The organism is Thermoleptolyngbya sichuanensis A183 (assembly GCF_013177315.1).
Classification (GTDB): domain Bacteria; phylum Cyanobacteriota; class Cyanobacteriia; order Elainellales; family Elainellaceae; genus Thermoleptolyngbya; species Thermoleptolyngbya sichuanensis.
Genome location: NZ_CP053661.1, coordinates 1,677,313 through 1,699,510, shown reverse-complemented (window position 1 = coordinate 1,699,510; position 22,198 = coordinate 1,677,313). Strand labels below are relative to the sequence as shown.

Sequence of the window (22,198 nt, the reverse complement as noted above, 5' to 3'; positions counted from 1 at the left end):
ATTTCTATATCTCTAGGGCGATATCTCAGGACGATCGGGCGGGGTGCAATCATGGGCGTGCGGGCAGAATTTCGGGAGTATCGACGGGCATTTCGACGACCGCTCATGACTGCCCACGGAGTCTGGAGCGAGCGGCGGGGAATTTTGGTGAAGCTGACGGACGCAGCGGGGCGGACGGGGTACGGCGAGATTGCGCCCCTGCCCTGGTTTGGCAGCGAAACGCTGGAGGCGGCGATCGCCCTCTGCCAGTCGCTTCCCGAATTCCTGGATCTGGCGGATATCCGGGCGATCGCCCCCACGCTGCCAGCGGGCCAGTTTGGGCTGGAATCTGCCTGGGACTCGCTGATGCAGCATGACCCCAGAAAGTCTGACCTGCCCGACTGGGAGCCGCCCCACCTCAGCGCCCTGCTGCCTGCGGGGGAGGGGGCAATTTCTGCCTGGAAGCCGCTTTGGGATCGGGGACACCGCACCTTCAAGCAGAAAATCGGTGTGGGCGAGTTGGCAGCCGAACAGGCCGCATTTGCCGAACTGGTCGGGCAGCTTCCGCCCAGGGCAAGGCTGCGGCTGGATGCCAACGGCGGGCTGGATTGGGACACGGCCTGCCGCTGGTTGGAACAATGCGCGGTCCATCCCCAGGTAGAATTTTTGGAGCAGCCCCTCGCACCGTCCCAGTTTGACGCGATGCTGAAGCTGGCCGAGCGCTTTCCCACGTCCCTGGCGCTGGATGAGTCTGTTGCCACGCTGGCCCAGCTCCGCACCTGCTGGCAGCGGGGCTGGCGCGGGGTGGTGGTGATTAAAGCAGCGATCGCCGGGTTTCCCAGCCAGCTTCGCGCCTTTTGCCAGCAGCACCCAGTCGATATCGTCTGGTCGTCTGCGCTGGAAACTGCCGTGGCCCGCCGCTACATCCAGGCGCATCTGGTGCAACCAGAGAATTCGGGGAACCGACCCGATCGCGCTCTGGGGTATGGCGTGGCCCACTGGTTTTGCGACCCTGCGTTTGAGCAAGATTCCGCCGCCGCCCTATGGCAAACTCTGACTGCCTCCGCAATTGCCTAGCCGCCTGCCTGCATCGACCCTGGCTGGTTGGCATCGATCCTGCCGCCTTTGCCCAGCAGGTTCAGACCCGCCAGACGGCGATTCGCGAAGCGATCTCTATGGGAATCATCCCAGCGCTGCGGAGCCACATCGCCCACCCCCTAGCTCCCTGGGAAACGCGCCCCCCGGCGACGCTGCTGATTGCCGAACCCGACCCGCTGAACTTTCTGGCCAGCCTTTGTGCGGCAATTTTGTCGGAGTGCCTAGAGGGATGGGCGATCGCCCTCGGCAATCCCGCCTGGGGCGTGCAGGAATGGTATCAACTCCACCACCACCTGTCCCCTTTGGTCATTCTCACCCCCACCGCTCCCTATCCCGTGCTCCTTCTTGATCCGGTACAGGCTCCGGCTCTCCCTACTTCTGCGGGTGAGGGAAGAACGAAGAACGAAGAACAAAAAGGGAGGGCGGCAGAGCCTCCGGATCTCCTCATTCCTACAGGCGGCTCCTCTGGACAGCTTCGCTTTACTCACCATACGGGAGACACGCTTCTTGCCGCTGTCCGGGGCTTTCGCCAGTTTTTTCAGCCAGAACTCGCCAGCGGGCCGGTGAACTGCTGCTGTGTGCTACCGCTGTATCACGTCAGCGGGCTGATGCAGGCGTTGCGGAGCGCGGTGTCGGGTGGGCAACTGGCGCTGCATTCCTTCAAGGCGCTGGAAGCGGGAGACTTTCCGGCGATCGCCCCCGACCGTTTTTTCCTCTCCCTCGTCCCCACCCAGCTCCAGCGGCTGCTCGACTCGCCAGCGGGCGTAGACTGGCTGCGACGGGTTCACACGATCCTGCTGGGCGGTGCGCCGGCCTGGGACGACCTGCTCATCCAGGCACGACAGCAGGGCCTCCGCCTCGCCCCCACCTACGGCATGACCGAAACTGCCTCGCAAATTGCCACCCAGCGGCCAGCGGAATTTCTAGCGGGGGAACCGGGCTGCGGGCGGGTGCTGCCCCATGCGCTGGTGGACATTGTGGACGCAGCCGGAACGCCGCTGCCTGCGGGAGAAGTGGGGCGAATTCAAATTCGGGCGGCTTCGCTGGCGCGGGGCTATTGGGGAGCGCCAGATTTTGGCGGCCAGTTTGCGACCGATGATCTGGGCTGGCTGGATGGGGCAGGACGGCTGCACATTGCTGGCCGCAGCAGCGACAAGATTATCACGGGCGGCGAAAACGTGTTTCCCGCCGAGGTAGAGGCGGCGATTCGGGCGACGGGGCTGGTGCAGGATGTGGCGGTGGTGGGGGTGGGCGATCGCCACTGGGGGGAAGTGGTGACGGCGCTCTACGTTCCCGCCAATTCCCAGGTTTCTCCAACACGGCTGGAAGCTGCGCTGCAAGACAAGCTCAGCCGCTTCAAACAGCCCAAGCGCTGGATTGCCGCTGACGGGATTCCCCGCAGCGCCCAGGGCAAGCTGAACCGTCGCCAGCTTGCGGAATGGGTGCAAACCGCCCAGCCGCCAGTTGGCGATGGGGGCTGCCAAAAAGACCTGCCATTTCCTGAAACTGCGCGAAATGCGTAAGTCCTGTTAAAGTTTTGGATGACGACAATCGTGCCTCAGTCCACCGAGGCATATACCTTGAGACAGGGGAGGAACGTCCATGAGCGGACGGCTGCTGCTGGTCGATGATGAACCTGGATTGCGCCAGGCTGTGCAGGCGTATCTGGAAGACAGCGGCTTTGTTGTAGAAGTCGCCAGCAACGCCCGCGAAGGCTGGGAAAAGGTTCAGCAGCTGTTACCCGATCTGGTCATTTCCGACATCATGATGCCCCAGGTCGATGGCTATCAGTTTCTCAAGCAACTGCGGGAAGATCCCCGCTTCGAGACGCTGCCCGTGGTGTTTTTGACAGCACGGGGCATGACCTCCGACCGAATTCAGGGCTACAACGCGGGCTGCGATGCCTATTTGCCCAAGCCGTTTGACCCAGAAGAACTGGTGGCCATCGTATCCAGCCTGCTGGAGCGTCGATCGGCGATCGCCCGTGCGGGTGGCGACGACGAAAAGACCGACCTGGCCGACATCAAAGAGCAAATCGCCCAACTGCGGGCCATGCTGTCGCAAAAAGGAACCATCGCCCAAACTCCCGCCCCGATTCACCTCGACTTTACGCCCCGCGAGCAGAGCGTCCTGGAACTGGTTGCCGAAGGGCTGATGAACAAAGAAATTGCTCGTCGCCTCGATACCAGCGTCCGCAATGTGGAGAAATACGTCAGCCGATTGTTTAGCAAAACGGGCACCAATAGCCGCACGGAACTGGTGCGCTATGCCCTGGAGCATGGCTTGACGAAATGAGAGATGGGGAGCTTGGAGGAATTTACTGAGTTAAAGATTGCGAAATGTTGCTTTTCTTTAATTTAGCGACATCTTTCGTTTCACTCCTCAAGAGACTGTTATCTTCATTCTCTAATGATGTAATGGAGAAAACACCCATGCAGACTTCTAAGCACCTGGGCCAATCCCTTGGATTTATGTTGCTTTTGGCAATCGCCTGTGCAGGCATGGTAGGACTGATGACATCCCAGGTCGGCGCTATGCCCTAGCGTGGATGCCCGTGTTTCCTGAGAAGGAGTGTTTCTATTTGTAACCTAGTGCGCGTGACGCTAGTTCCGGATTTATTCCTGGATGGCAGTAGGCTCACGGATCTCTGGCGGGTTGGCGTAGTCGGCCATGCACCTGCAATGCACTCGCAATGCACTTGCAATGTACTTGCAATGTACTTGCAATTTACGTACCAGCAATGTGCGTACTCGCAATGTACTGAGCAAAACGAGAATGCATTCCCAAGCATGGCGATCGCCCCGCCCAGAGGTCTTTTTTTGCCATTTTCTCGAACCGCTCGAACAGAATCGGCCCAACCCGCCCTACAGCCGCTGCAACAGGTCTAGCCCGTGGGTGTCGGTGCCGCAGGTATGCAGCAGACCCAGGCGATCGCCCAGTTGCCTCACTTCTTCGGTCTGGCGGGGGCTGGGCTGCCACGGCGAGGGGTTGTTGTAGGCATAGTAGGTTTCGATGCCGTCAATCCCCAGGTCGGCGGCAGCGGGGATCAACTCGTGGGGCGATCGCTTATATCGTGCCGGGTGGGCCAGCACCGCCAGCCCGCCTGCCCGGTGAACCGCAGCAATGACCCGCCCGGCCTGTCGAGCGTCGCCGTCTACCGACTGCCCCTGCTGATAGACGTGCAAGTTTGGATGCGCCGGGTCAAAGGCATAGCAGAGGATATGCACCTCGTCCGCCAGCAGTTCCGCCGTAACCTCCATGCCCGCCCACAACCGGGGCAGAGGCCTAGACGCAGGATTCTCCGCCTCGTCTACCCACGCTGACTGGAGACTGCTCAGCCACCGCTGCGCTCGAACATAGCCGCCCGTGGAATGGTGATCCGTAATCGCTAGGCCGGAGAGTCCAATGGCGATCGCCTGCTCCATGAGCTGCTCCGGCTGGAGTTTGCCATCCGAGCAAACCGTGTGCATATGAAAGTTGTAAAACCGGGGACAGCTTTCGGCTGTAATCGTTTGAAACACCTGCCGCAGCGATGCAGCATCCTGTGCCCCTGAGGACTGAGCATTCACCCCTTGGGTGAGACTAACCGCCATAGTCTGCGCTTCATGATGTTTTACATCCGCAATTCTAGGGTTTCTGCAAACTTATTGCCAACCAAGAAGCGCTTGGAATGGGGGCAAACCGTTTTGTATCGCGCTATTTGCTCCCTACCTGTTCAATCTTACGGTGGCCCTTAATCCAGCGGATGCCTTGGGGATGGTTGCGTTGGCGAGCTTATGTACTAATACGGGCGATCGCGCTAGGATGGACAAGCGTTGCAAATCGTTCTCAGCAGATTCTCTGAATCGCTCCGGTGAATCAGCCGTGCGCCCGTCCAGGAGCGGTAGAATATTAAGAATGGTTTCGCCTGTGGTTTCGCCTGCCAGCCCCAGCCCCTATGCCTCAACGTGCCGACACTGCCAAGCGCCGGAAAAAAGTCGATTCTTTGGGCGAGTCTGCGAATGGGCACGCTCCGAATCCTCAAGACCTGTCTGAATCGGGCAAACTGACGGCAATTCGAGAAGGGATCGCTTCGGAAATCGCCCAACCCGGCTCGGCTGCTAATCCCCAAAACACAATCCGGATTCGCGGCGCTCGTCAGCATAATCTGAAGAACGTGGATTTGGACTTGCCGCGCGATCGCCTGATTGTGTTTACGGGCGTGTCGGGGTCGGGCAAGTCGTCGCTCGCCTTTGACACGATCTTTGCCGAGGGGCAGCGCCGCTACGTAGAGTCCCTCAGCGCCTACGCCCGTCAGTTTCTCGGCCAGGTAGACAAGCCCGATGTAGACGCGATCGAGGGCCTCAGCCCCGCCATCTCCATTGACCAGAAATCCACCTCCCACAACCCGCGCTCCACGGTGGGAACCGTCACGGAAATTTACGACTATCTGCGGCTGCTCTATGGGCGGGCGGGAGAGCCGCATTGCCCCCAGTGCGATCGCTCCATCGCGCCGCAAACCATCGACCAGATGGTGGATCAAGTGATGACCCTGCCTGACCGCACCAAGTTTCAGATTCTCGCGCCCGTGGTGCGCGGCAAAAAGGGGACGCACAAGAAACTGCTGTCGGGGCTGGCGGCGGAGGGCTTTGTGCGAGTGCGCGTCGATGGCGAAGTGCGCGAACTGAGCGACAACATCGAACTCGACAAAAACCAGTTCCACAACATTGAAATCGTCGTCGATCGCCTGATTAAAAAGAACAACATTCAGGAACGCTTGGTGGACTCGCTTTCGACCTGCCTGAAACGGTCAGAGGGCATCGCCATCATCGACGCGACGCTGCCGGACGTGGATGACGTCGTGCAGTTTCCGACCAAGCCTGACCTGCAACTGCCCGTGCTGCCGGGGATGGCGGCGGAACCAGCGGGGCGCTATGGCGTGGATTTGGAACAAAACGCGCCCAAAAACCAGCTAGAACTGCTGTTTTCCGAAAACTTTGCTTGCCCGGAACACGGCGCGGTCATGGAGGAACTGTCGCCCCGCCTGTTTTCCTTCAACTCGCCCTACGGAGCCTGTCCCCATTGCCACGGGCTGGGGTCGCTGCGGACTTTCTCGGCGGAACTGGTCGTTCCTGACCCAAGCCTGCCTGTGTATGCGGCGATCGCCCCCTGGTCAGAGCGCGACAACACCTACTACTTCTCGCTGCTCTACAGCGTCGGACAGGCGTTTGGCTTTGAAATCCAGACCCCCTGGGAAAAGCTGACCCCCGACCAGCAGCACGTCATCCTGCACGGCAGCGACGAGAAGATCTACATCGAGTCGGACTCGCGCTATCGAGACACCAAGGGCTATTACCGCAAGTATGAGGGCGTGCTACCCATGCTCGATCGCCAGTATCGAGAGTCCACATCGGAGCAGTTCAAGCAAAAGCTGGAGCAATACCTGATCGACCAGCCCTGCGAAGTGTGTGGGGGCGATCGCCTCAAGCCAGAAGCCCTAGCCGTCCGCCTGGGGCAATATCGCCTGAAAGATCTGGCCAGCGTCTCGATTCGCGAATGCCTCAACCGGGTTAACCAGATGCAGCTAACGCCCCGGCAGGCACAGATCGGCGACCTGGCGCTGAAGGAGATCCGGGCGCGGCTGCAATTTTTGCTGGATGTAGGGCTGGACTATCTGACGCTGGATCGCACGGCAATGACCCTTTCCGGCGGCGAGGCCCAGCGCATCCGCCTGGCCACACAAATCGGCTCTGGCCTGACAGGCGTGCTGTACGTCCTGGACGAACCCAGCATTGGGCTACACCAGCGCGATAACGATCGCCTCTTGCACACGCTCAACCGCCTGCGAGACCTGGGCAATACGCTAATCGTGGTGGAGCATGACGAAGACACCATCCGCGCCGCCGATTACCTAGTGGACATTGGGCCCGGCGCAGGCGTTCATGGCGGCAACATCGTGGCCCACGGCTCGCTGCAAAACCTGCTGGAGGCAGAGGACTCGCTGACGGGTGCGTACCTGTCTGGGCGGCGCGTCATTCAAACGCCTGCGGAACGCCGCAAGGGCAATAGCCGCAGCCTCAAAATCCGCAATGCCCGCCGCAATAACCTGAAAAATCTGGATGTCGATATTCCGCTCGGAAAATTCGTCTGCGTTACGGGTGTCTCTGGCTCTGGCAAATCAACGCTGATTAACGAACTGCTCTATCCCGCGCTGCAACATCACTTTGGGCGTAAAGTCCCCCAGCCCAAGGAAATGGCGGAAATGCAGGGACTTGCCGCCCTCGACAAGGCGATTGTCATTGACCAATCGCCCATTGGCCGCACGCCCCGCTCCAACCCTGCCACCTACACGGGTGTATTTGACGTAATCCGCGACCTGTTTGCCGAAACGATTGAGGCCAAGGCGCGGGGCTATAAGGCGGGACAGTTTTCCTTCAACGTCAAGGGCGGGCGCTGCGAGGCCTGCGGCGGGCAGGGCGTAAACGTGATCGAAATGAACTTCCTGCCGGATGTGTACGTGCAGTGTGAGGTGTGTAAGGGGGCCCGCTATAACCGGGAGACCCTGCAAGTGAAATACAAGGGCAAGTCGATTTCCGACGTGCTGAACATGACGGCAGAGGAGGCGCTGGAATACTTCGAGAATATTCCCAAAGCGTCGGCGAAGCTGCAAACGATGGTGGACGTGGGGCTGGGCTATGTGCGGCTGGGGCAGACCGCGCCGACGCTCTCTGGCGGTGAGGCGCAGCGGCTGAAGCTGGCGACGGAACTCTCGCGCCGCGCCACGGGCAAGACGCTGTACCTGATCGACGAACCGACGACCGGACTTTCGTTCTACGACGTGCATAAGCTGCTGGACGTGCTGCAACGCCTGACGGACATGGGCAATACGGTGCTGGTCATCGAACACAATCTGGATGTGATCCGTTGCTGCGACTGGGTGATTGACCTGGGCCCCGAAGGGGGCGATCGCGGCGGGCAGATCATCGCCGTGGGCACACCGGAGCAAGTTGCTGAAGTCCCTGAATCCTATACCGGGCAATATCTCAAGAAAGTGCTGGCTCAGCATCCCCCCGCGAAGTGAGCGCTCCGGCGAGAATCTGGTGTGATTGCCTGGTTGCTTACTTTTCAGATTGCTTACTTTTTAGATTGCTTACTTTTCGGTTGCTTACTTTTCGGTTGCAATAATATGCAGATCAATGTGCTGATGATGGATGTGCTTCATCAGCTTTTGGGTAAAGGAGCCTTTGAGCAGGCGTTTCCAGGTGGGCTGCTGGCTTTCGCCGATGACGATTTGGGTGATGTGGTATTCGGCGGCAATCTGGGCGATCGCCTGCGGAACGTTTTGTTTATCGATTCGCAAAAACGTTCCGTCAAACTCGCGACACAGGTTCTCGCAGGTTTCGATCAGAAATTCGCACTGCCCTCGATCTTCGCGCTGCGCCTTCTGCTGCTGTGCAATCGAGTCCCGCCTCTGCCCCGCCTCTGCCCTCGACGGCTGGGTTGACTCAGCGCGAACTGGAGATTCTCTCGCTAATGTCTAAGGGAAAGAATAATCAGGAAATTGCGGGTACGCTTTACATCACACCAGGAACCGTGCGCGTCCATGTTCACTCGATCTTGCAAAAGCTAGAAGTGCGCGATCGCACTCAAGCCGTATTAGCCGCGATTCAACAACACCTGGTCTAATGCAAAATCGCGGGTACAAGGTTAGTTCTGTTACTCCACGGTTCTGTTACTCTGCGGCTCTGTTACTCTACGAATTTCAGCACCTTGACCTGCGGTTCTGGAAGTTCGGCATACTGCGTCGCCTTTTGCTCAAGTTTGGAAAGCTGCCCCAGGGCGAGGCTACAGGGCATTCCATATTTGGCCTGGACGCGATCGCTGGCAATGTGCAGCGCGGTGCGCGATCGCTCCAAAAAGTCTGCCAAAGGATAAACCTGATCTGGGGTAAAGTAGTCCTTAATGACCAGGGACGGCGAATAGCAAAGCTCCTGGGAGCCGTCTGGCCACTCAATCTGAAAACGAAGCTCTGGCATTGGTGAAGGGTCAGGGGTGAGAAGGGGGAAATTTGGAGACTGGGCTGAAGCGGCCGGTCGAGCGATCGAGCTAGGCATTCAGCGTCTCTCCTATCGTACTCGTACCGCATTCATCTGCTTTTATCTGTATCGCGGAGTTCAGGACACAGATAAAGTACCCGCCTCGAAACACTTCAGCTTCCCCGAATCCACTCTGTTACGCCGCCGGGTTTGTCGATGAGCGTGATGCCCTGGGCTTTTAGCTCGTCTCGAATGCGATCGCCCTCAGCCCAGTTTTTCGCCTGTTTTGCCGCCGCCCGCTGCTGCACCCGCGCTTCGATTTCTGCATCGCTGAGTCCATCGGGTTCCGGTGCTGCGTCTGGCGAAACGGTCAGCCCCAGCACCTCTGCCAGCGCCACCAGCGTTTGCCACTGGGCTTTCAGTGCGGCGGGTTCTGCCAGGGTTTTGCCGTCGTGGGTGAGGCGGTTGCCCTCTTTTTGCAACTCTTTGGCCAGTTCAAACAGCACCGCCAGCGCCACGGGCGTATTCAGGTCGTCGTCCATCGCCGCCTGAAACCGTTGCACTGCCTCACTTTCAGCAGAAATTTTCATCGTTGCTGGGTCGCCAGAGTCCGCCCCAATCTCAGCCGCAAAGCCCAGCGCTGCGCCGTGTCGATAGCCAAACCGCAGACCCTCCGTCAGCGTGTCCCAGGCGTTTTGGGCAGAGGCGATCGCCTCTTCGGTAAAGTCAATCGGCTTGCGATACTGCGCTTGCAGCACAAACAGCCGCAGCACCATCGGGTCAAAGCCGCTCTCTAGCATCTGGCGAATCGTGGTGAAGTTGCCCAGCGATTTGGACATTTTTTCGCCACTGATATTCACAAAGCCGTTGTGCAGCCAGAAGCGCGACAGGGGCTTGGCCAGCGCCGCCTCCGACTGGGCGATCTCGTTTTCATGGTGCGGAAAGATTAGGTCTTGCCCGCCCGTGTGGATGTCGATGCTGTCGCCCAGTTCCTCGCGCACCATCACCGAGCATTCGATATGCCAGCCGGGTCGTCCCTTGCCCCAGGGCGAATCCCACTCCGGCTCACCGGGCTTTGCCGCCTTCCACAGGGCAAAATCTAGAGGATGGTGCTTTTTCGCCGCTTCCTCATCGACGCGGCCGCTGGCCCCGGCTTCCATCTGGTCGAGCCTGCGCCCCGACAGTTTGCCGTAGCTGGGAAATTTTTCGACAGCGTAGTATACGTCGCCGCCGGATTCGTAGGCATAGCCGCGATCGATTAGCGACTGGATGAACTCGACGATCTGCGGCACAACTTCGGTGGCCTTGGGATATACGTCGGCGCGGCGGATGTTCAGCCGATCCATGTCGTCCAGGTATGCTTGGATATAGGTTTCGGTGATGACGTTCCAGGGCACGTTTTCCTGGTGCGATCGCCGAATGATTTTGTCGTCAATATCGGTGAAATTTTGCACGTATTTCACCGCGTAGCCGCGCCACAGCAGATAGCGCCGCAGCGTGTCCCAGGCGATATAGTTCCGCGCATGGCCCACATGCGAATAGTCGTATACCGTCACGCCGCAGGCATACATCCTGACCACGCCGGGTTCCAGCGGCTCAAACGGCTCGACTCGTCGCGTCAGGGTGTTATACAAACGGAGAGACATGGAAGGCTTTATCGCAGGACATATAAACCATCAAATTGTATTGCAGATAGAGCCGCGCTTGAGCCAAACGCTGAGAACCTGCTACGGTGCAATTGGTGTGGATTCAATTGGTGTGGATTTTGGATTGCTAGTTGGTGCGGGGCTTTTAGCAGTTCGTTCTTAGTGCCATTTAGATAGCGTCGCTTGGAAGAATCGATCCGAGGCGTGTATCGAGGAATTGTATTGAGTTTTCAGCTAGAACTTATGAACCAGATGTCTATGAGCCAAATCTTTCTGGCGATCGCCTCTATTCTCGGCGGGCTGTCTGTGGCTGCTGGAGCCTTCGGGTCCCACGCGCTGCGGCCCAAACTGAGCGATCGTATGTTGGAAATTTTTGAAACGGGCACGCGCTATCAGATGTATCACGCGCTAGCGCTGCTCCTGGTGGGGCTATTGCTGCTGCGGGCTGAGGCGGGGCTAGGCTGGCTGAACGCGGCGGGATGGGCATTTGTTGCAGGGACGCTGATCTTTTCTGGCAGCCTCTACGCCCTCAGCCTTAGCGGTGTGAAAGTGCTGGGAGCCGTTGCGCCAATTGGGGGCACTGCGCTGATGGTGGGCTGGGGCTGCTTGGCGATCGCCGCCCTTAGCTTAAAGTAAAACCTGCGCTGCAAAGCTCAGACAAGCTCAGGGGTGAACCGCAGAAATCGCGCCCTGGAAGCGTCGGGCTGCGTCGGTCATTCCTGCATAGTTCACAATTGGTTCTTCCACAATCAGTTCGCTGGGAAACACAAACTCGGCGGTTTCGTAATACTGTTCTGTCCACTCGGCTCGTTGGGACATCTGATCCATGTAGCCGACGAAATGACCCACCAGGAAATACACCGCGACCAGCGCCGCTGCCGCCATCGAAACCAAAAAGCCCGCCAGCATCAGCGAAAACTCTTTACGGTCAAGCGCCTCCTGCATGAGGTGCAGTGCCCATGCCACCAGCGCTACGACGATGAACAGGATAAAAATCATTCTTATAGGAATGTAACGTTTTGTAATATTTCACATTGTAACAGTTCCTCAGAAAAGTGTCTCTTAAGGTAACCTAGAGATTTTGGGAAGAGGGAAGAACGAAGAGGGAAGAGGGAAGAGGGAAGAACGAAGAGGGAAGAACGAAGAGGGAAGAGGTTCGTTTTTCGTTTTTCGTTTTTCGTTCTTCCCATCACCCCCTAACCGTCACCTGCTGTCCCTTCAAATACTCCTTAATCTCGGCAACCGTAAGCTGGCCGTAGTGTAGCAGGGAAGCCAGCAGCGCCGCCTCTGCCTTGCCCTCGGTCAGCGCTTCATGGATGTGGGCGCAGGTGCCTGCCCCGCCGGAGGCAATGACTGGAATCTGCACCTGTTCGGCGATCGCCCGCGTCAGTTCCAGGTCATAGCCCGCCTGCGTGCCGTCTGCATCCATACTGGTCACCAGCAGTTCCCCCGCGCCGCGCTGTTCCACGTCCTTGGCCCAGGTGAGCGCATCCAGCCCCGTATTCTCTCTCCCGCCGCGCACATAGACATCCCAGCCGGGATTGTTGGGATCGGTTCGCCGTCGCGCATCGATGGCGACGACGATGCACTGATTGCCAAAGCGATCGCTCGCCCGGTTGATAAAATCTGGGTCGCGCACAGCTGAGGAATTGATGCTCACCTTATCGGCCCCTGCCCGCAGCAGTTGCTTGATCGTGTCTAGGGAGCTAATGCCGCCGCCCACCGTCAGCGGAATAAACACCTGCTCCGCCGTGCGATACACCACGTCATAGATGATGTTGCGGTCTTCGTGGGTGGCGGTGATGTCTAGAAACACTAGCTCATCTGCTCCGGCATCGTTGTAGACTTGCGCCAGTTCCACGGGGTCGCCCGCATCCCGCAGGTTGACAAAGTTCACGCCTTTCACCACGCGCCCCGCCTTCACATCCAGGCAAGGCAAGATTCGTTTTGCCAGCATTGCGATCGCCTATTGAAGATATTGAAGAGTCCACAAAAATTCAGCAAACATTCGACGAAATTTCTCTGCCCAAACTTCAGCCCTGCGCTGGTCTGAGAAAAAGCGCCACCAAGTCACCACAATATCGCTTAAATGGGGCGCAATACAGCGCAATAGACTGATACACTGGCTAATTGTTTGCCGATCGTTGAGTGTCGAGATGCAAATTGGTCAAAAGGTTCGGGTTCGTCGGTTGCGCGATCGCACGGGTCAAGCCGTCGTGAAGCACCTGGGGCAAGTGGGCGAGGTTCAAGATTTCAAAATGACGGATGGCAGCGGCGTGGGGGTCGTTGTGCAGTTTGATGACAAGTTTTCCACCTGGTTTTTTGAAGACGAGCTAGAGGTCGTTTCTTAGGGAGACGCATGAGTTTCATCCTGACGTTTTTGGGCAAAGGCGGAACCGGACGGACGACTGTGGCGATCGCCGCTGCAAAGCAATTCGCGTTGCAGGGTCAGCGGACGCTGCTGGTGGGACAAGACCCCGGCCCCGCCTTTGGTCTGCTGCTGGGTGCATCCGTCGGCGCAACGCCCCAGGAGATTGGCGCAAATCTGAGCGCCGTCCACCTGCAATCTACCGCGCTGATGGAGTCCAGTTGGGAGGAACTCAAGCGTCAGGAAGCGCAGTACCTCCGCACGCCGATTCTCAAAGCGGTCTACGGTCAGGAGTTGGGCATCCTGCCGGGAATGGACGGAGCGCTGGCGCTGAATGCCCTGCGGGAATTTGACGGCAGTGGCAAGTATGAGGTTATCGTGTACGACGGTGCGGGGGATTTGTCTACGCTGCGAATGCTGGGGATGCCGGAAATCGCCACCTGGTATTTTCGCCGTTTCCGCAAGGTGGTGGCGGATTCTGACCTGTGGAAAGCTGTGTCGCCCTTTGTGCAGCCCGTCGCCGCTGCGGTGCTAAATGTGAACTGGTCGGGCGATTTGTTTGACCAGCCCGCGATGCAGCAGAGCAATAATCTCATGGAGCGGGGCAAAGCGGCGGTCAATGATCCCAGCCGTGTTGCTGCCTATTTGGTGACGACGCAGGATGCGGCGGCGATCGCCACTGCCAAGTATCTCTGGGGCAGCGCCCAGCAGGTGGGGTTGACTGTGGGCGGCGTGATTCTCAATCAGTCGTCTGACGGGAGTGCGATCGCCCCAGAGTTTGCGCCGCTCCCGGTGACTGCGTTGCCAAACTATCCAGGGCAAGACTGGCAGCCTTTGATCGAGGCCCTGCCCGACTTTACCCAAGCAAGTCAGGCTCCCAGGGCGATCGCCGTCAATATTGCCGAGCGCAAGGTGGCTCTTTTCCTTCCCGGTTTCGACAAAACTCAGGTGAAGCTCATTCAGTCTGGCCCCGAAGTCACCGTCGAAGCAGGCGACCAGCGCCGCAATATCGCTCTGCCGCCCGAACTCAGCGGCCGCCAGGTGACGGGCGCTAAGTTTCAGGACAGCTTTTTGATTATTTCGTTCTAGGGCATGTTTTAAAACCCTTCGATCCCCCCTAGCCCCCCTTAAAAAGGGGGGAACTGAGCCGAACCACTCCGGAGGTCCCCCTTAATAAGGGGGATTTAGGGGGATCGACTCAAGGCAATCAACGACCTAGAAAGTTTTAAGACACTGCCTAGGACTGGCTCTAAGAGCTAATTTGTAAAGGAGCCTGAAAGCCTTGTTAATCAAGGATTTCCGAGAAACCGCTTTTCCTGGGCAAACATGACCTCAAAGCCACACATGCCAAGAGTTTCAGGCTTCTTAAGATTTGCTTCATAAATTAGCTCTAAAGTGCTACAGATTGACAGATTGAGTGAGCTGTTGTACTGGTTAATCAATCAACCGAAGCTCTCGGCAGGAGCATCCCACTTTCGATGAAACAGTCAACTGGCGAGCTGTCCATTGAGGTAGGCACAGCGCAGACTCAACATGGCATTAACGGAGGCCGTATTCCAGCGAGCACCCGAAATTTGGAGGCGTCGCCCAATCTGTTTGACAGCCGATTCTACGGCTCCTGATCCAATAGAACAGAGTTGCTCAGCCTGGTAGAACCCATAATTCACGATGCGAGAGCGATGGGTGCTCAGATAGGCTTCAAAATTGCGGGCTTGCTTGCGCCGACAGTCGGCAAAGAGGGCCCTGGCGGCTTCCACTTGACCTTGCCATAACAGCATTTCCGCCGCTGCTAAGCGCTTGAGCGACCCACCGACTTTGTAGAGGTTTTCTTTGAGATGGTACCAATCGAGGATTTCCCAACGGGTCTCAACGGTGGTGAGTTGAGCAAACAGATTCCACACCCCAGCGTGACCATCGCCCAGACAGACCAGTGGGGAGAGCAAGCGTTGAGCGCTGAGATAATCAATCAAGCTGTCATTGTCTTGGAAGAAGGCGTTGTAATCAATCCCCTCCACCCGCACCGCTTTGTAGTCTCGCCACGGGCTATCGGACTCTAGCAGGTCACGCAGACGGACTTTGCCGCCATCAATGCTGACCTCACTGACGCCTTGTTTAGCCTCGGCAGACTCGAACGACTGACGCCCCACCAGACGTTGTTGGGTCGAGTGCCCGACCCGCATCCCGGTCAGGGCTACGATGTCATCCTCTGCATCTTGAAACGATTCGTTGGCACTTAACTTTAGTTTGGACTAACTGGCATCACAATAATGCTCAACAGGATGCCATAAAGAATCTGCTCAACCGTTCATAACAGTTGAACTTAAGGAATTGGATACAATCCTGCTCGCAGTTAAGCTGCTGTTGCAACCGGACTGTTCAGGGATTGTTCGGATGTCTTGCGTTTCGAGGCTCGTTTTTTGACCATCGGATAGCAGGGACGAGGAGTTGGCTTGTGCCCCTTGCCTCGTCCTGGCGATTTACCACGAGGTTTAGGCGCAGGAGCAGGGGTGCCAATCGCTGCCAAAATGCCTGCAAACGCTTGTGCGACCCGACCCGGAGTCAACGTTTCTTGCGGTGCCTGCCAGGGCAAGGGGTGGTCAGTACAGTCCTTTCGCGCTAACCACAACTGCCAACTGAGCAACGGCATCAGGCTGCTCCACTGTTCGGTTGCCGATACAGAACTGAACTGGGGATGTGTCCAATATAGCCTCTGCTTGGCAAAGCGATACCAGTGTTCAATGGCAAAGCGACGGAGGTAGTGCAACCACAGGGTTTCTAACGGAGGCATCTGCTCACCCAGCCAAACTAACCACAAAGGAGCCAAGCGTCGCGTGCTGCTCTGTGTCTCCAGCACCTCCACGCGCAACACTTCCATTGCCCGTTTGGGGGATTTGCGGAAATGGTATGCACTCCAACGACTGACCCGCACTCGTCCCCAGTTGGGATCATCGACTTCAACGGTTTCGACCGGGACACTCCAAGTGTCAGGGTCATTGAGTTTCATCTTATGTCCATGCTTGGCAGGTGCGCCTCGCCCTCGATACGCTGGGGGCGCGCCATAGACACATCGATTGGATGTAACCCGCAGCAGCAAGTCTGCCTCAATCCCTGCCGTTTGGTTGACAAAACTGGCATTGCCGTACCCTCGGTCGTAGATCGCCAACGGACGCACCGCTAACTGCCGAGTCACTTGTTTGAGTTGGAATGCCGCTTTACTGGCGGGTGTTTCAAAGCTGGTGATGCGCTCATGCCGCAATGGTAATGCCCAACTGCCCCTGTCTTCAGCAATCCAGGCTAAGGTACTGTAGTTTTGTCCGGCTATCGGGGCATGTCCTGTTCTGCCCGATAAGGTGCGGTCTTTCAAACGCCTGGCAGCAGGACGGTTCCACCGACTCGCATCACCTGCCAACAACGGTTGCTGCTGAGTCGGTATCTGCTGCACCAACAGCTTCAGCACCTTTGATCGGGGTAGGCGGCTATCGCGCAACGCTTCATAGGTGCTCGACCACTGGCGACGAAAGACAGGACTCTGCGATAGCCTCACAAACGACACGATGCACGCACTCACTAACACGGCATCCATCAGATCAAACAGGGCATCTCTGGCGTTTCCCAAGCTGGCATACAACGTTTGGCGAAATTGCTGAAGTTCGTTGAAAATCATGGGGTCAATGTTGGTTGTACTTCATTGACCTTACGGCAGTCGGTGCTTCTCATTGACTGCCTTCCTCTTCACCATTAGTCCAAACTAAAGAGGGCAATAAGGCGGCTGAAACACCAAGATGACATTGTCCGGTATCGTCAGGGTCTGAGCCGTATGGGCTGCGGCATTATCCACCTGAATCAGATGTAAATCATCGGGGAACTGAGCCGCAAAGCTGTGCAAAAACGCCTCAAAACAGGAACTGTCGAGATGAGAAAACTCGACTATCCACGATGCACCGCTCAGCGGTTCCACTAGACCGTACAGCCACCGATACACAAAGTCCCATTGAACTGAACCAATCGGCTGCACCCCAAAGCCCGTCAACTTGCGATGTTGAACCGTCAGCAGTCCGACGCGGCTCTCATCGCTGCACCAATAGCGGATTCGCCCCCCGTAGCGTTGTCTCAAGGCTGGCGGAATCGACTGGCTTATCTGGGCTGCAAGGTTTGCTGAACGGACTCGCACGCCCCAGGAGTCTGCTTCTTTGACACCGGACGGGGCACTTTGAGCTTCGCTTTGAGCCGATAGCGCACCGTCTTATGCACCGTCTTGTAGGGGACGGGTTGACCATGCACCGCTGCGAGCCACTGCTGCACTGCTCCATAACTGCTAAAGCCTTCTGGATCTTGCAGTTCCCGCTCCAAAGATGCCAGGACTTCACCGCTAATCGCTCGCGGTCGTCCACTGCGAGATGCCACCTTCACCAACGCTTCGAGTCCACTCTGTCGATACTGGCTCAGCCAACGAGACACGGTCGTGCGATGGCAACCGCTCAGTTGGGCTAACTGCTCAACGCTCTTCGCTTGTCCGGTTTTTAACCACCACAACACCTGTACTTTACGGCGCTGTGATGACCGTTGCTGTTGTTCCAAGACGGCTTTTAGTTCTTCTGCTGTTTCAGCGATATCGATTTTGAGGACTCCACTCATGGCGGCTCGCTCTAACGTCTTCTTACATGTAGCAGATCTTTGGAGATTTGATATTAGAGGATGTTTGAAAAGTCCTACTATTTGTAGCAAAGCGTGCAAGATCCCCCTAAATCCCCCTTAAAAAGGGGGACTTTAAGGCGGTTTCCCCCCTTGTTAAGGGGGGCTAGGGGGGATCTCTGAGTGCTTAACATTACAGGCGATACCTTTTCAAACACCCTCTTAGCAGCTTGGCAGAATTCAATCGTTAATCCTGTAAGAGCTAATTTGTAAAGGAGCCTGAAAGCCTTGTTAATCAAGGATTTCCGAGAAACCGCTTTTCCTGGGCAAACATGACCTCAAAGCCACACATGCCAAGAGTTTCAGGCTTCTTAAGATTTGCTTCATAAATTAGCTCTAAATGTGGTCTATCTACTTACTTATTTCAGAGCAAAGAAGTTAAAAACCTGGTTGACTGACAAAACTAATCGGCGACACAGCAGTACGTGTGTACTTTGAATTCGATTCGATAGGTGCGTTGCTCATGCTGTTTGCGAGATGCCATCGCGGGTTCAGGATCGCGGTTATGAGTGAAACAGACATGACGGATGAGTGGCCACCCGTTCTCTAGGGCGGCTTTCAGCCAATCCCATCTAATGCGGAAGTAGCTATTGCCACGAAACCAATGGGGGTCAACCCATCGCCGTTTGCCTGTTGCGACGACCTCGAGACCTTGAGCGGTGACGTAGAGCGTCGCGACGGCCAAAAGGAACCAAAGCCGGGATAGGGCGCAGAGGGAGCGAATTTCAGATTTCTGGAGATTCCAGCCGTTGGATTGGTCATCGAGAAACGCCTCCTCAATGTCGAAGCGCAAGCCGTATTCCTCGAAGGTGCGCAGGTGGGTGGGTTCATCGCTGACGATGGTCCAAAACTCGCCGTTGAGGCTGTTATGACCAAAGGCGATATGCACCGGCCCGTACCACTCGCCTTTGTGGAGCTTCACGGTGTGCCAACAGAGAGCCTCCCCGCGCTGAAGGTGAATGTCCTTCAATTGACACCATCCATGGCCCGCCCGCCAAATCCAAGTATTCCGCTTGATGCGGATGCGGTAGTGCCACCCGAGTTCAGCGGTTATGGCGGCTCATGGCCTCGGTGTGAATGAAGCCCCGGTCGGCTAAGACGACCACTTTTACCCCCGCCGGCAAGCGATGGGCGGCTTGGTGGAGCATCTCCCGGTAGTCACTGAAGGCGACGGACGCACTGCGGTGCTGGAGCACCCGCCAGACCACAGGCAACGCCCGGCCTCGATGCACCACCGCTAGGCGAATCAAGCAATACTCATCCCAAAACAGCGAGGTGTCCAAGCTCAGGTACAAACAATCCTCATCCCAATGGGCTAATGCCGCTTGAATCAGGGGCTTGTACAGGCGATGGACGTTCAGGCGACTGTTGTGCAGCCAGCGGCTTAGCCGTCGTTGTTTGCTTTGTGCCTGCACCCCTCGACACGGCACATAGGGCAGCCAGCGAGTCAGGTTGATTTCTCCGCGCTGGAGCAAAGCCACCACCATCCACAGGCAGGTCGTCAGATGGCTACGATGAGCCCAGGGCACCGATTGACCCAGCCAAGCGTTCAAGGCATTGTAGAGGGGGGAGTTTTTTTCACAGCATCTACGCTTTTGAGTAGTATCTAAGCTTAGAACGCTGGCTCCCCACTTCTTCCTCCAATCCCTGAAACTACCGCACCACAAGCTGTTCAGCAGATTTCAGGTAACTTTTGTCAGTCAACCAGGCCCAGCCCTCACTAAAAGGACTGGGCATCCGGGTATTTTCAGAGGGCACTGAGCAGGACGCTACTAGTCAATCGCCTTCTTCACTTCGTCCTTGATGTCTTCGGTGGTGTGGCGAGCCTTGGCTTCGGCCTGCTTGGCGTGACCTTCCACCTTGTCCTTGGGATCGCCCGTCACTTCACCGACGGCTTCTTGCACTTTACCCTCGATGTTTTTCGCAGTTGCCTTCACGCGATCTTCGATACTCATAGTTTTCGTACCTCGTTGTGCGGTTTAACGTCTTGACTCTGCATCTGACCGCGAATCACGGTGCTGCTTAGCAGGCAATTCATCGGGCGAATCAGTGCATGAATCAATCGAACACTTTCACAATAGGCGCTTCTCCCAAAGCTTCCATCCCTCACAGGGCGGGAGTCTTGAGGCGTAGGGATCTGCCCAGCGCTCTAGTCCGGTAGGGAGAAGGCAGGTTAAAGGGCTGAAGGAATTAGGACTTATGCAGTTGGACAATTTCTCGCGGGCACAGCCCGCGAGAAATTGTCCAAAACCCAAAGAGCTTATCGCAAGTGCGTAAGTCTTGAGAATAAGAGAGTGAAGAGGTGGATGGCGTGAGGAAATGTTCCCCTGAAAACCGCCTCTCGCGATACAGTTCAGTTTTGTTACAGAAGTACATAATAGTTACAATTGGTTCAATTGATGTAACCACTGAACGCACTCCCTGCAAATCGCCCCCCATGACTCAAGCTTCTACTCCGTCGAGAGCGTCTGTGTCGCCGCTGCTGCTGATTGCGCCGTTTTTCCTGTGGGGAACGGCGATGGTGGCGATGAAGGGCGTGATTCCGCAAACCACGCCGCTATTCATGGCGGGGGTTCGGGTGCTACCGGCGGGGCTGCTGATTTTGCTGGCGGCGGCAGTAATGGGGCGATCGCAGCCGAAGGGGTGGAAGGCCTGGGGCTGGATTGCGCTGTTTGGTCTGGTGGATGCGGCGCTGTTTCAGGGTTTTTTGGCTGAGGGACTGGTGCGGACGGGCGCGGGTCTGGGGTCGGTGATGATCGACTCGCAGCCCTTGGCGGTGGCGCTGATGGCGCGGTTCCTTTTTGGCGAGCGAGTGGGGGGCTTTGGCTGGCTGGGGCTGCTGTTTGGCGTGGTGGGGATTAGCCTGCTAGGGTTGCCAGAGGGCGTAATCCAGGCGGCGCTGCACGGCAGTTTTTCCCCAGCTCTGGGCGCAAGCCTGCTGCACGACCTGTTTCAAAACGGGCAATGGCTGATGCTGATGGCGGCGCTGTCGATGGCGGTAGGCACGGTGATGATGGGCTATGTGTCGCGCCATGCCGACCCGGTGGCGGCGACGGGCTGGCATATGGTGCTGGGTGGCATTCCGCTGTTTGTGCTGTCGGCGCTGGGGGAAACGAATCAGTGGCAGCAGCTTGGCTGGACAGACTGGATGGCGATGAGCTATTCCACGATTTTTGGCAGTGCGATCGCCTATGGACTGTTCTTCTATTTCGCAGCCAGCGGCAACCTGACTAGCCTCAGTTCCCTGACGTTCCTCACGCCTGTTTTTGCGCTGCTATTTGGCAACCTGTTCCTGTCTGAAGTGCTGAATCCGGTACAGTGGGTCGGGGTAGGGCTGACGCTGGTGAGTATTTACCTGATCAACCAGCGTGAGGTGCTGGCAGCGAAGTTTCAGCCTGCGGCAGTGGAAAAGGCTGCGACCTCGCTGGCGGCGGAACTGGAGGCCGAGATTGAAGCCGAAATCGAAGCGGTGAATGAAAAAATTGCAGCGCATCGGCGATCGCGCCTGGAAGGAGCTAGGGATTAGTGGGGCGGTCTCAGCGCTATTGCTGTGCTGGTTCTCCTTCAAGCCTGTTGACGCTGGCGGGAATTGTTAAGTACGGTGAAGAGGTTCAAGATGCTAAGCCTCTGGAGCCGTTCGATCCATGAAACTTTCGCCCAGGCTGAAAAAGCTGCTGGTGGCTCTGCTTTCGCTGGCGATCGCCTATGCCGTCATGGCGTTTGCCTTCAAGCTCATCGGGCTAGAGAATGCCCACCTCTGGGTTGAACGCGCCGGCCCTTGGGCCCCACTCCTGTTCACGGTTGTCTGTGCGGCGAGCTTGATTGCTGCCCCGCTTAGCGGCAGTTCCATCTTTATTGCGGGTGGGGCGCTGTTTGGCAAAGAAACTGCCTTTGTGCTGAGCTTCATCGCGTCGCTGATCGGGTGCAGCATAAATTATTGGATTTCCCGTCGCTACGGTCGCCGGGTTGCAGTGCGACTGGTGGGCAAAGATGAGATTGAGGAACTGGATGCGTTTGTGGCTCGCCTAAAGGGGCATCACAGCGTCCTTTATATGGCACTGATTATGCTGCTGGGTCAGGATGTCGTGAGCTACGCCATTGGCCTCACCAAGATCGACTACTTCCACTTTTTCCTGGCGCTGGTTCCTGCTGCGGCCGTGCTTGTTGGCTTTTATATCTACGTCGGCACGAGCCTTCTAGAAGCCCTGATTGCGTAGCGGCAATTTGGTTTTGGATTTTGGATTGGCGATTTTGGATTGCCAAGAGCGGGTCACCTGACCCTGTATGACCCAGTATTGAAGATGTATCGAAGACCCATAAATGCCACAAGACTTGAGGAGGCTTGTGGGTTCCCTCAAGTCTTTTACAGGTCATTGGGCCAGGATCTACGCACTTGCGAT

Annotated in this window: 21 protein-coding genes and 2 pseudogenes; 10 read left to right on the top strand and 13 right to left on the bottom strand. The window is 57.1% G+C overall.

The genetic code is table 11. From position 1 onward, the window contains the following. The first annotated feature begins 51 nt into the window (after positions 1-51). The 3 genes from HPC62_RS07185 (at position 52) to HPC62_RS07175 (ending at position 3,372) form a co-directional block, all read left to right on the top strand. Positions 52-1,056: an o-succinylbenzoate synthase gene (locus tag HPC62_RS07185; protein WP_172354394.1), complete on the top strand. Its 1,005-nt coding sequence runs from the start codon at positions 52-54 to the stop codon at positions 1,054-1,056. Continuing rightward, positions 1,023-2,600, top strand: a complete 1,578-nt coding sequence (locus HPC62_RS07180) for an AMP-binding protein (RefSeq protein WP_172354392.1) — start codon at positions 1,023-1,025, stop codon at positions 2,598-2,600. Before HPC62_RS07185 ends, HPC62_RS07180 begins: the two co-directional genes overlap by 34 nt. Before the next feature lie 79 nt (positions 2,601-2,679). Further along, the gene (locus tag HPC62_RS07175; protein WP_172354390.1) at positions 2,680-3,372 is read left to right on the top strand and encodes a response regulator transcription factor; all 693 of its coding nucleotides are present in this window, start codon (positions 2,680-2,682) and stop codon (positions 3,370-3,372) included. A gap of 569 nt (positions 3,373-3,941) precedes the next feature. Here the strand turns inward: HPC62_RS07175 and HPC62_RS07170 are convergent. After that, positions 3,942-4,670 (bottom strand): PHP domain-containing protein, encoded by a 729-nt coding sequence (locus HPC62_RS07170; protein WP_172354388.1) that lies wholly within the window; start codon positions 4,668-4,670, stop codon positions 3,942-3,944. Positions 4,671-5,014: 344 nt separating this feature from the next. Between HPC62_RS07170 and uvrA the strand changes: the two genes are divergently transcribed. Beyond that, a complete protein-coding gene (uvrA, locus tag HPC62_RS07165; protein ID WP_225906781.1) occupies positions 5,015-8,137 on the top strand; it encodes an excinuclease ABC subunit UvrA in 3,123 nt (1,040 codons plus the stop codon). An 84-nt stretch (positions 8,138-8,221) separates the two neighbouring features. Here uvrA and HPC62_RS07160 read toward each other — a convergent pair whose 3' ends face one another. Beyond that, positions 8,222-8,515: a universal stress protein gene (locus HPC62_RS07160; RefSeq protein ID WP_172358818.1), complete on the bottom strand. Its 294-nt coding sequence runs from the start codon at positions 8,513-8,515 to the stop codon at positions 8,222-8,224. A gap of 41 nt (positions 8,516-8,556) precedes the next feature. Between HPC62_RS07160 and HPC62_RS07155 the strand changes: the two are divergent. Beyond that, positions 8,557-8,742: pseudogene (locus tag HPC62_RS07155) on the top strand (response regulator transcription factor); the annotation flags it as partial. 62 nt (positions 8,743-8,804) lie between these two features. Here the strand turns inward: HPC62_RS07155 and HPC62_RS07150 are convergent. Beyond that, the gene (locus HPC62_RS07150; RefSeq protein ID WP_172354386.1) at positions 8,805-9,092 is read right to left on the bottom strand and encodes an MSMEG_0570 family nitrogen starvation response protein; all 288 of its coding nucleotides are present in this window, start codon (positions 9,090-9,092) and stop codon (positions 8,805-8,807) included. A gap of 173 nt (positions 9,093-9,265) precedes the next feature. Then, complete coding sequence (gene cysS / locus HPC62_RS07145; protein WP_172354384.1) at positions 9,266-10,738, bottom strand: cysteine--tRNA ligase; 1,473 nt, start codon at positions 10,736-10,738, stop codon at positions 9,266-9,268. A gap of 258 nt (positions 10,739-10,996) precedes the next feature. Between cysS and HPC62_RS07135 the strand changes: the two genes are divergently transcribed. After that, a complete protein-coding gene (locus HPC62_RS07135; protein WP_172354381.1) occupies positions 10,997-11,374 on the top strand; it encodes a DUF423 domain-containing protein in 378 nt (125 codons plus the stop codon). A 27-nt stretch (positions 11,375-11,401) separates the two neighbouring features. Here HPC62_RS07135 and HPC62_RS24285 read toward each other — a convergent pair whose 3' ends face one another. Continuing rightward, the gene (locus HPC62_RS24285) at positions 11,402-11,737 is read right to left on the bottom strand and encodes a hypothetical protein (protein ID WP_205371513.1); all 336 of its coding nucleotides are present in this window, start codon (positions 11,735-11,737) and stop codon (positions 11,402-11,404) included. Positions 11,738-11,927: 190 nt separating this feature from the next. Beyond that, positions 11,928-12,695, bottom strand: coding sequence for an imidazole glycerol phosphate synthase subunit HisF (gene hisF / locus HPC62_RS07125; protein WP_172354380.1), 768 nt, complete (start codon positions 12,693-12,695; stop codon positions 11,928-11,930). Between the two features lie 199 nt (positions 12,696-12,894). On the opposite strand from hisF, the gene petP reads away from it, so the two are divergent. Together petP and HPC62_RS07115 are read left to right on the top strand one after the other, a co-directional pair. Then, positions 12,895-13,089 (top strand): cytochrome b6f subunit PetP, encoded by a 195-nt coding sequence (gene petP / locus HPC62_RS07120; RefSeq protein ID WP_172354379.1) that lies wholly within the window; start codon positions 12,895-12,897, stop codon positions 13,087-13,089. 8 nt (positions 13,090-13,097) lie between these two features. Further along, on the top strand, positions 13,098-14,195 hold the full coding sequence (locus tag HPC62_RS07115) for a Get3/ArsA fold putative tail anchor-mediating ATPase NosAFP (RefSeq protein ID WP_172354378.1): 1,098 nt from the start codon (positions 13,098-13,100) through the stop codon (positions 14,193-14,195). A 398-nt stretch (positions 14,196-14,593) separates the two neighbouring features. Here the strand turns inward: HPC62_RS07115 and HPC62_RS07110 are convergent. The 7 genes and pseudogenes from HPC62_RS07110 to HPC62_RS07080 all read right to left on the bottom strand — a co-directional run. After that, positions 14,594-15,349 (bottom strand): annotated as a pseudogene (locus HPC62_RS07110) (ISKra4 family transposase); the annotation flags it as partial. 107 nt (positions 15,350-15,456) lie between these two features. After that, positions 15,457-16,770, bottom strand: a complete 1,314-nt coding sequence (locus tag HPC62_RS07105) for an NF041680 family putative transposase (RefSeq protein WP_172353244.1) — start codon at positions 16,768-16,770, stop codon at positions 15,457-15,459. 84 nt (positions 16,771-16,854) lie between these two features. Further along, on the bottom strand, positions 16,855-17,220 hold the full coding sequence (locus HPC62_RS07100) for a hypothetical protein (protein ID WP_172354377.1): 366 nt from the start codon (positions 17,218-17,220) through the stop codon (positions 16,855-16,857). Between the two features lie 20 nt (positions 17,221-17,240). Further along, the gene (locus HPC62_RS07095) at positions 17,241-17,741 is read right to left on the bottom strand and encodes a helix-turn-helix domain-containing protein (protein ID WP_172354232.1); all 501 of its coding nucleotides are present in this window, start codon (positions 17,739-17,741) and stop codon (positions 17,241-17,243) included. Positions 17,742-18,201: 460 nt separating this feature from the next. Then, positions 18,202-18,720 (bottom strand): hypothetical protein, encoded by a 519-nt coding sequence (locus HPC62_RS07090; RefSeq protein WP_225910615.1) that lies wholly within the window; start codon positions 18,718-18,720, stop codon positions 18,202-18,204. A 121-nt stretch (positions 18,721-18,841) separates the two neighbouring features. Further along, a complete protein-coding gene (locus HPC62_RS07085; RefSeq protein WP_172354058.1) occupies positions 18,842-19,327 on the bottom strand; it encodes a hypothetical protein in 486 nt (161 codons plus the stop codon). A 243-nt stretch (positions 19,328-19,570) separates the two neighbouring features. Then, positions 19,571-19,753: a CsbD family protein gene (locus HPC62_RS07080; protein ID WP_172354376.1), complete on the bottom strand. Its 183-nt coding sequence runs from the start codon at positions 19,751-19,753 to the stop codon at positions 19,571-19,573. 482 nt (positions 19,754-20,235) lie between these two features. Here HPC62_RS07080 and HPC62_RS07075 point away from each other — a divergent pair, with 482 nt between their 5' ends. Continuing rightward, on the top strand, positions 20,236-21,324 hold the full coding sequence (locus HPC62_RS07075; RefSeq protein ID WP_172354375.1) for a DMT family transporter: 1,089 nt from the start codon (positions 20,236-20,238) through the stop codon (positions 21,322-21,324). 118 nt (positions 21,325-21,442) lie between these two features. Next, positions 21,443-22,015 carry a TVP38/TMEM64 family protein gene (locus HPC62_RS07070; protein ID WP_172354374.1) on the top strand — a complete coding sequence of 191 codons (573 nt, stop codon included), beginning with the start codon at positions 21,443-21,445 and terminating at the stop codon, positions 22,013-22,015. Positions 22,016-22,198 lie beyond the last annotated feature (183 nt).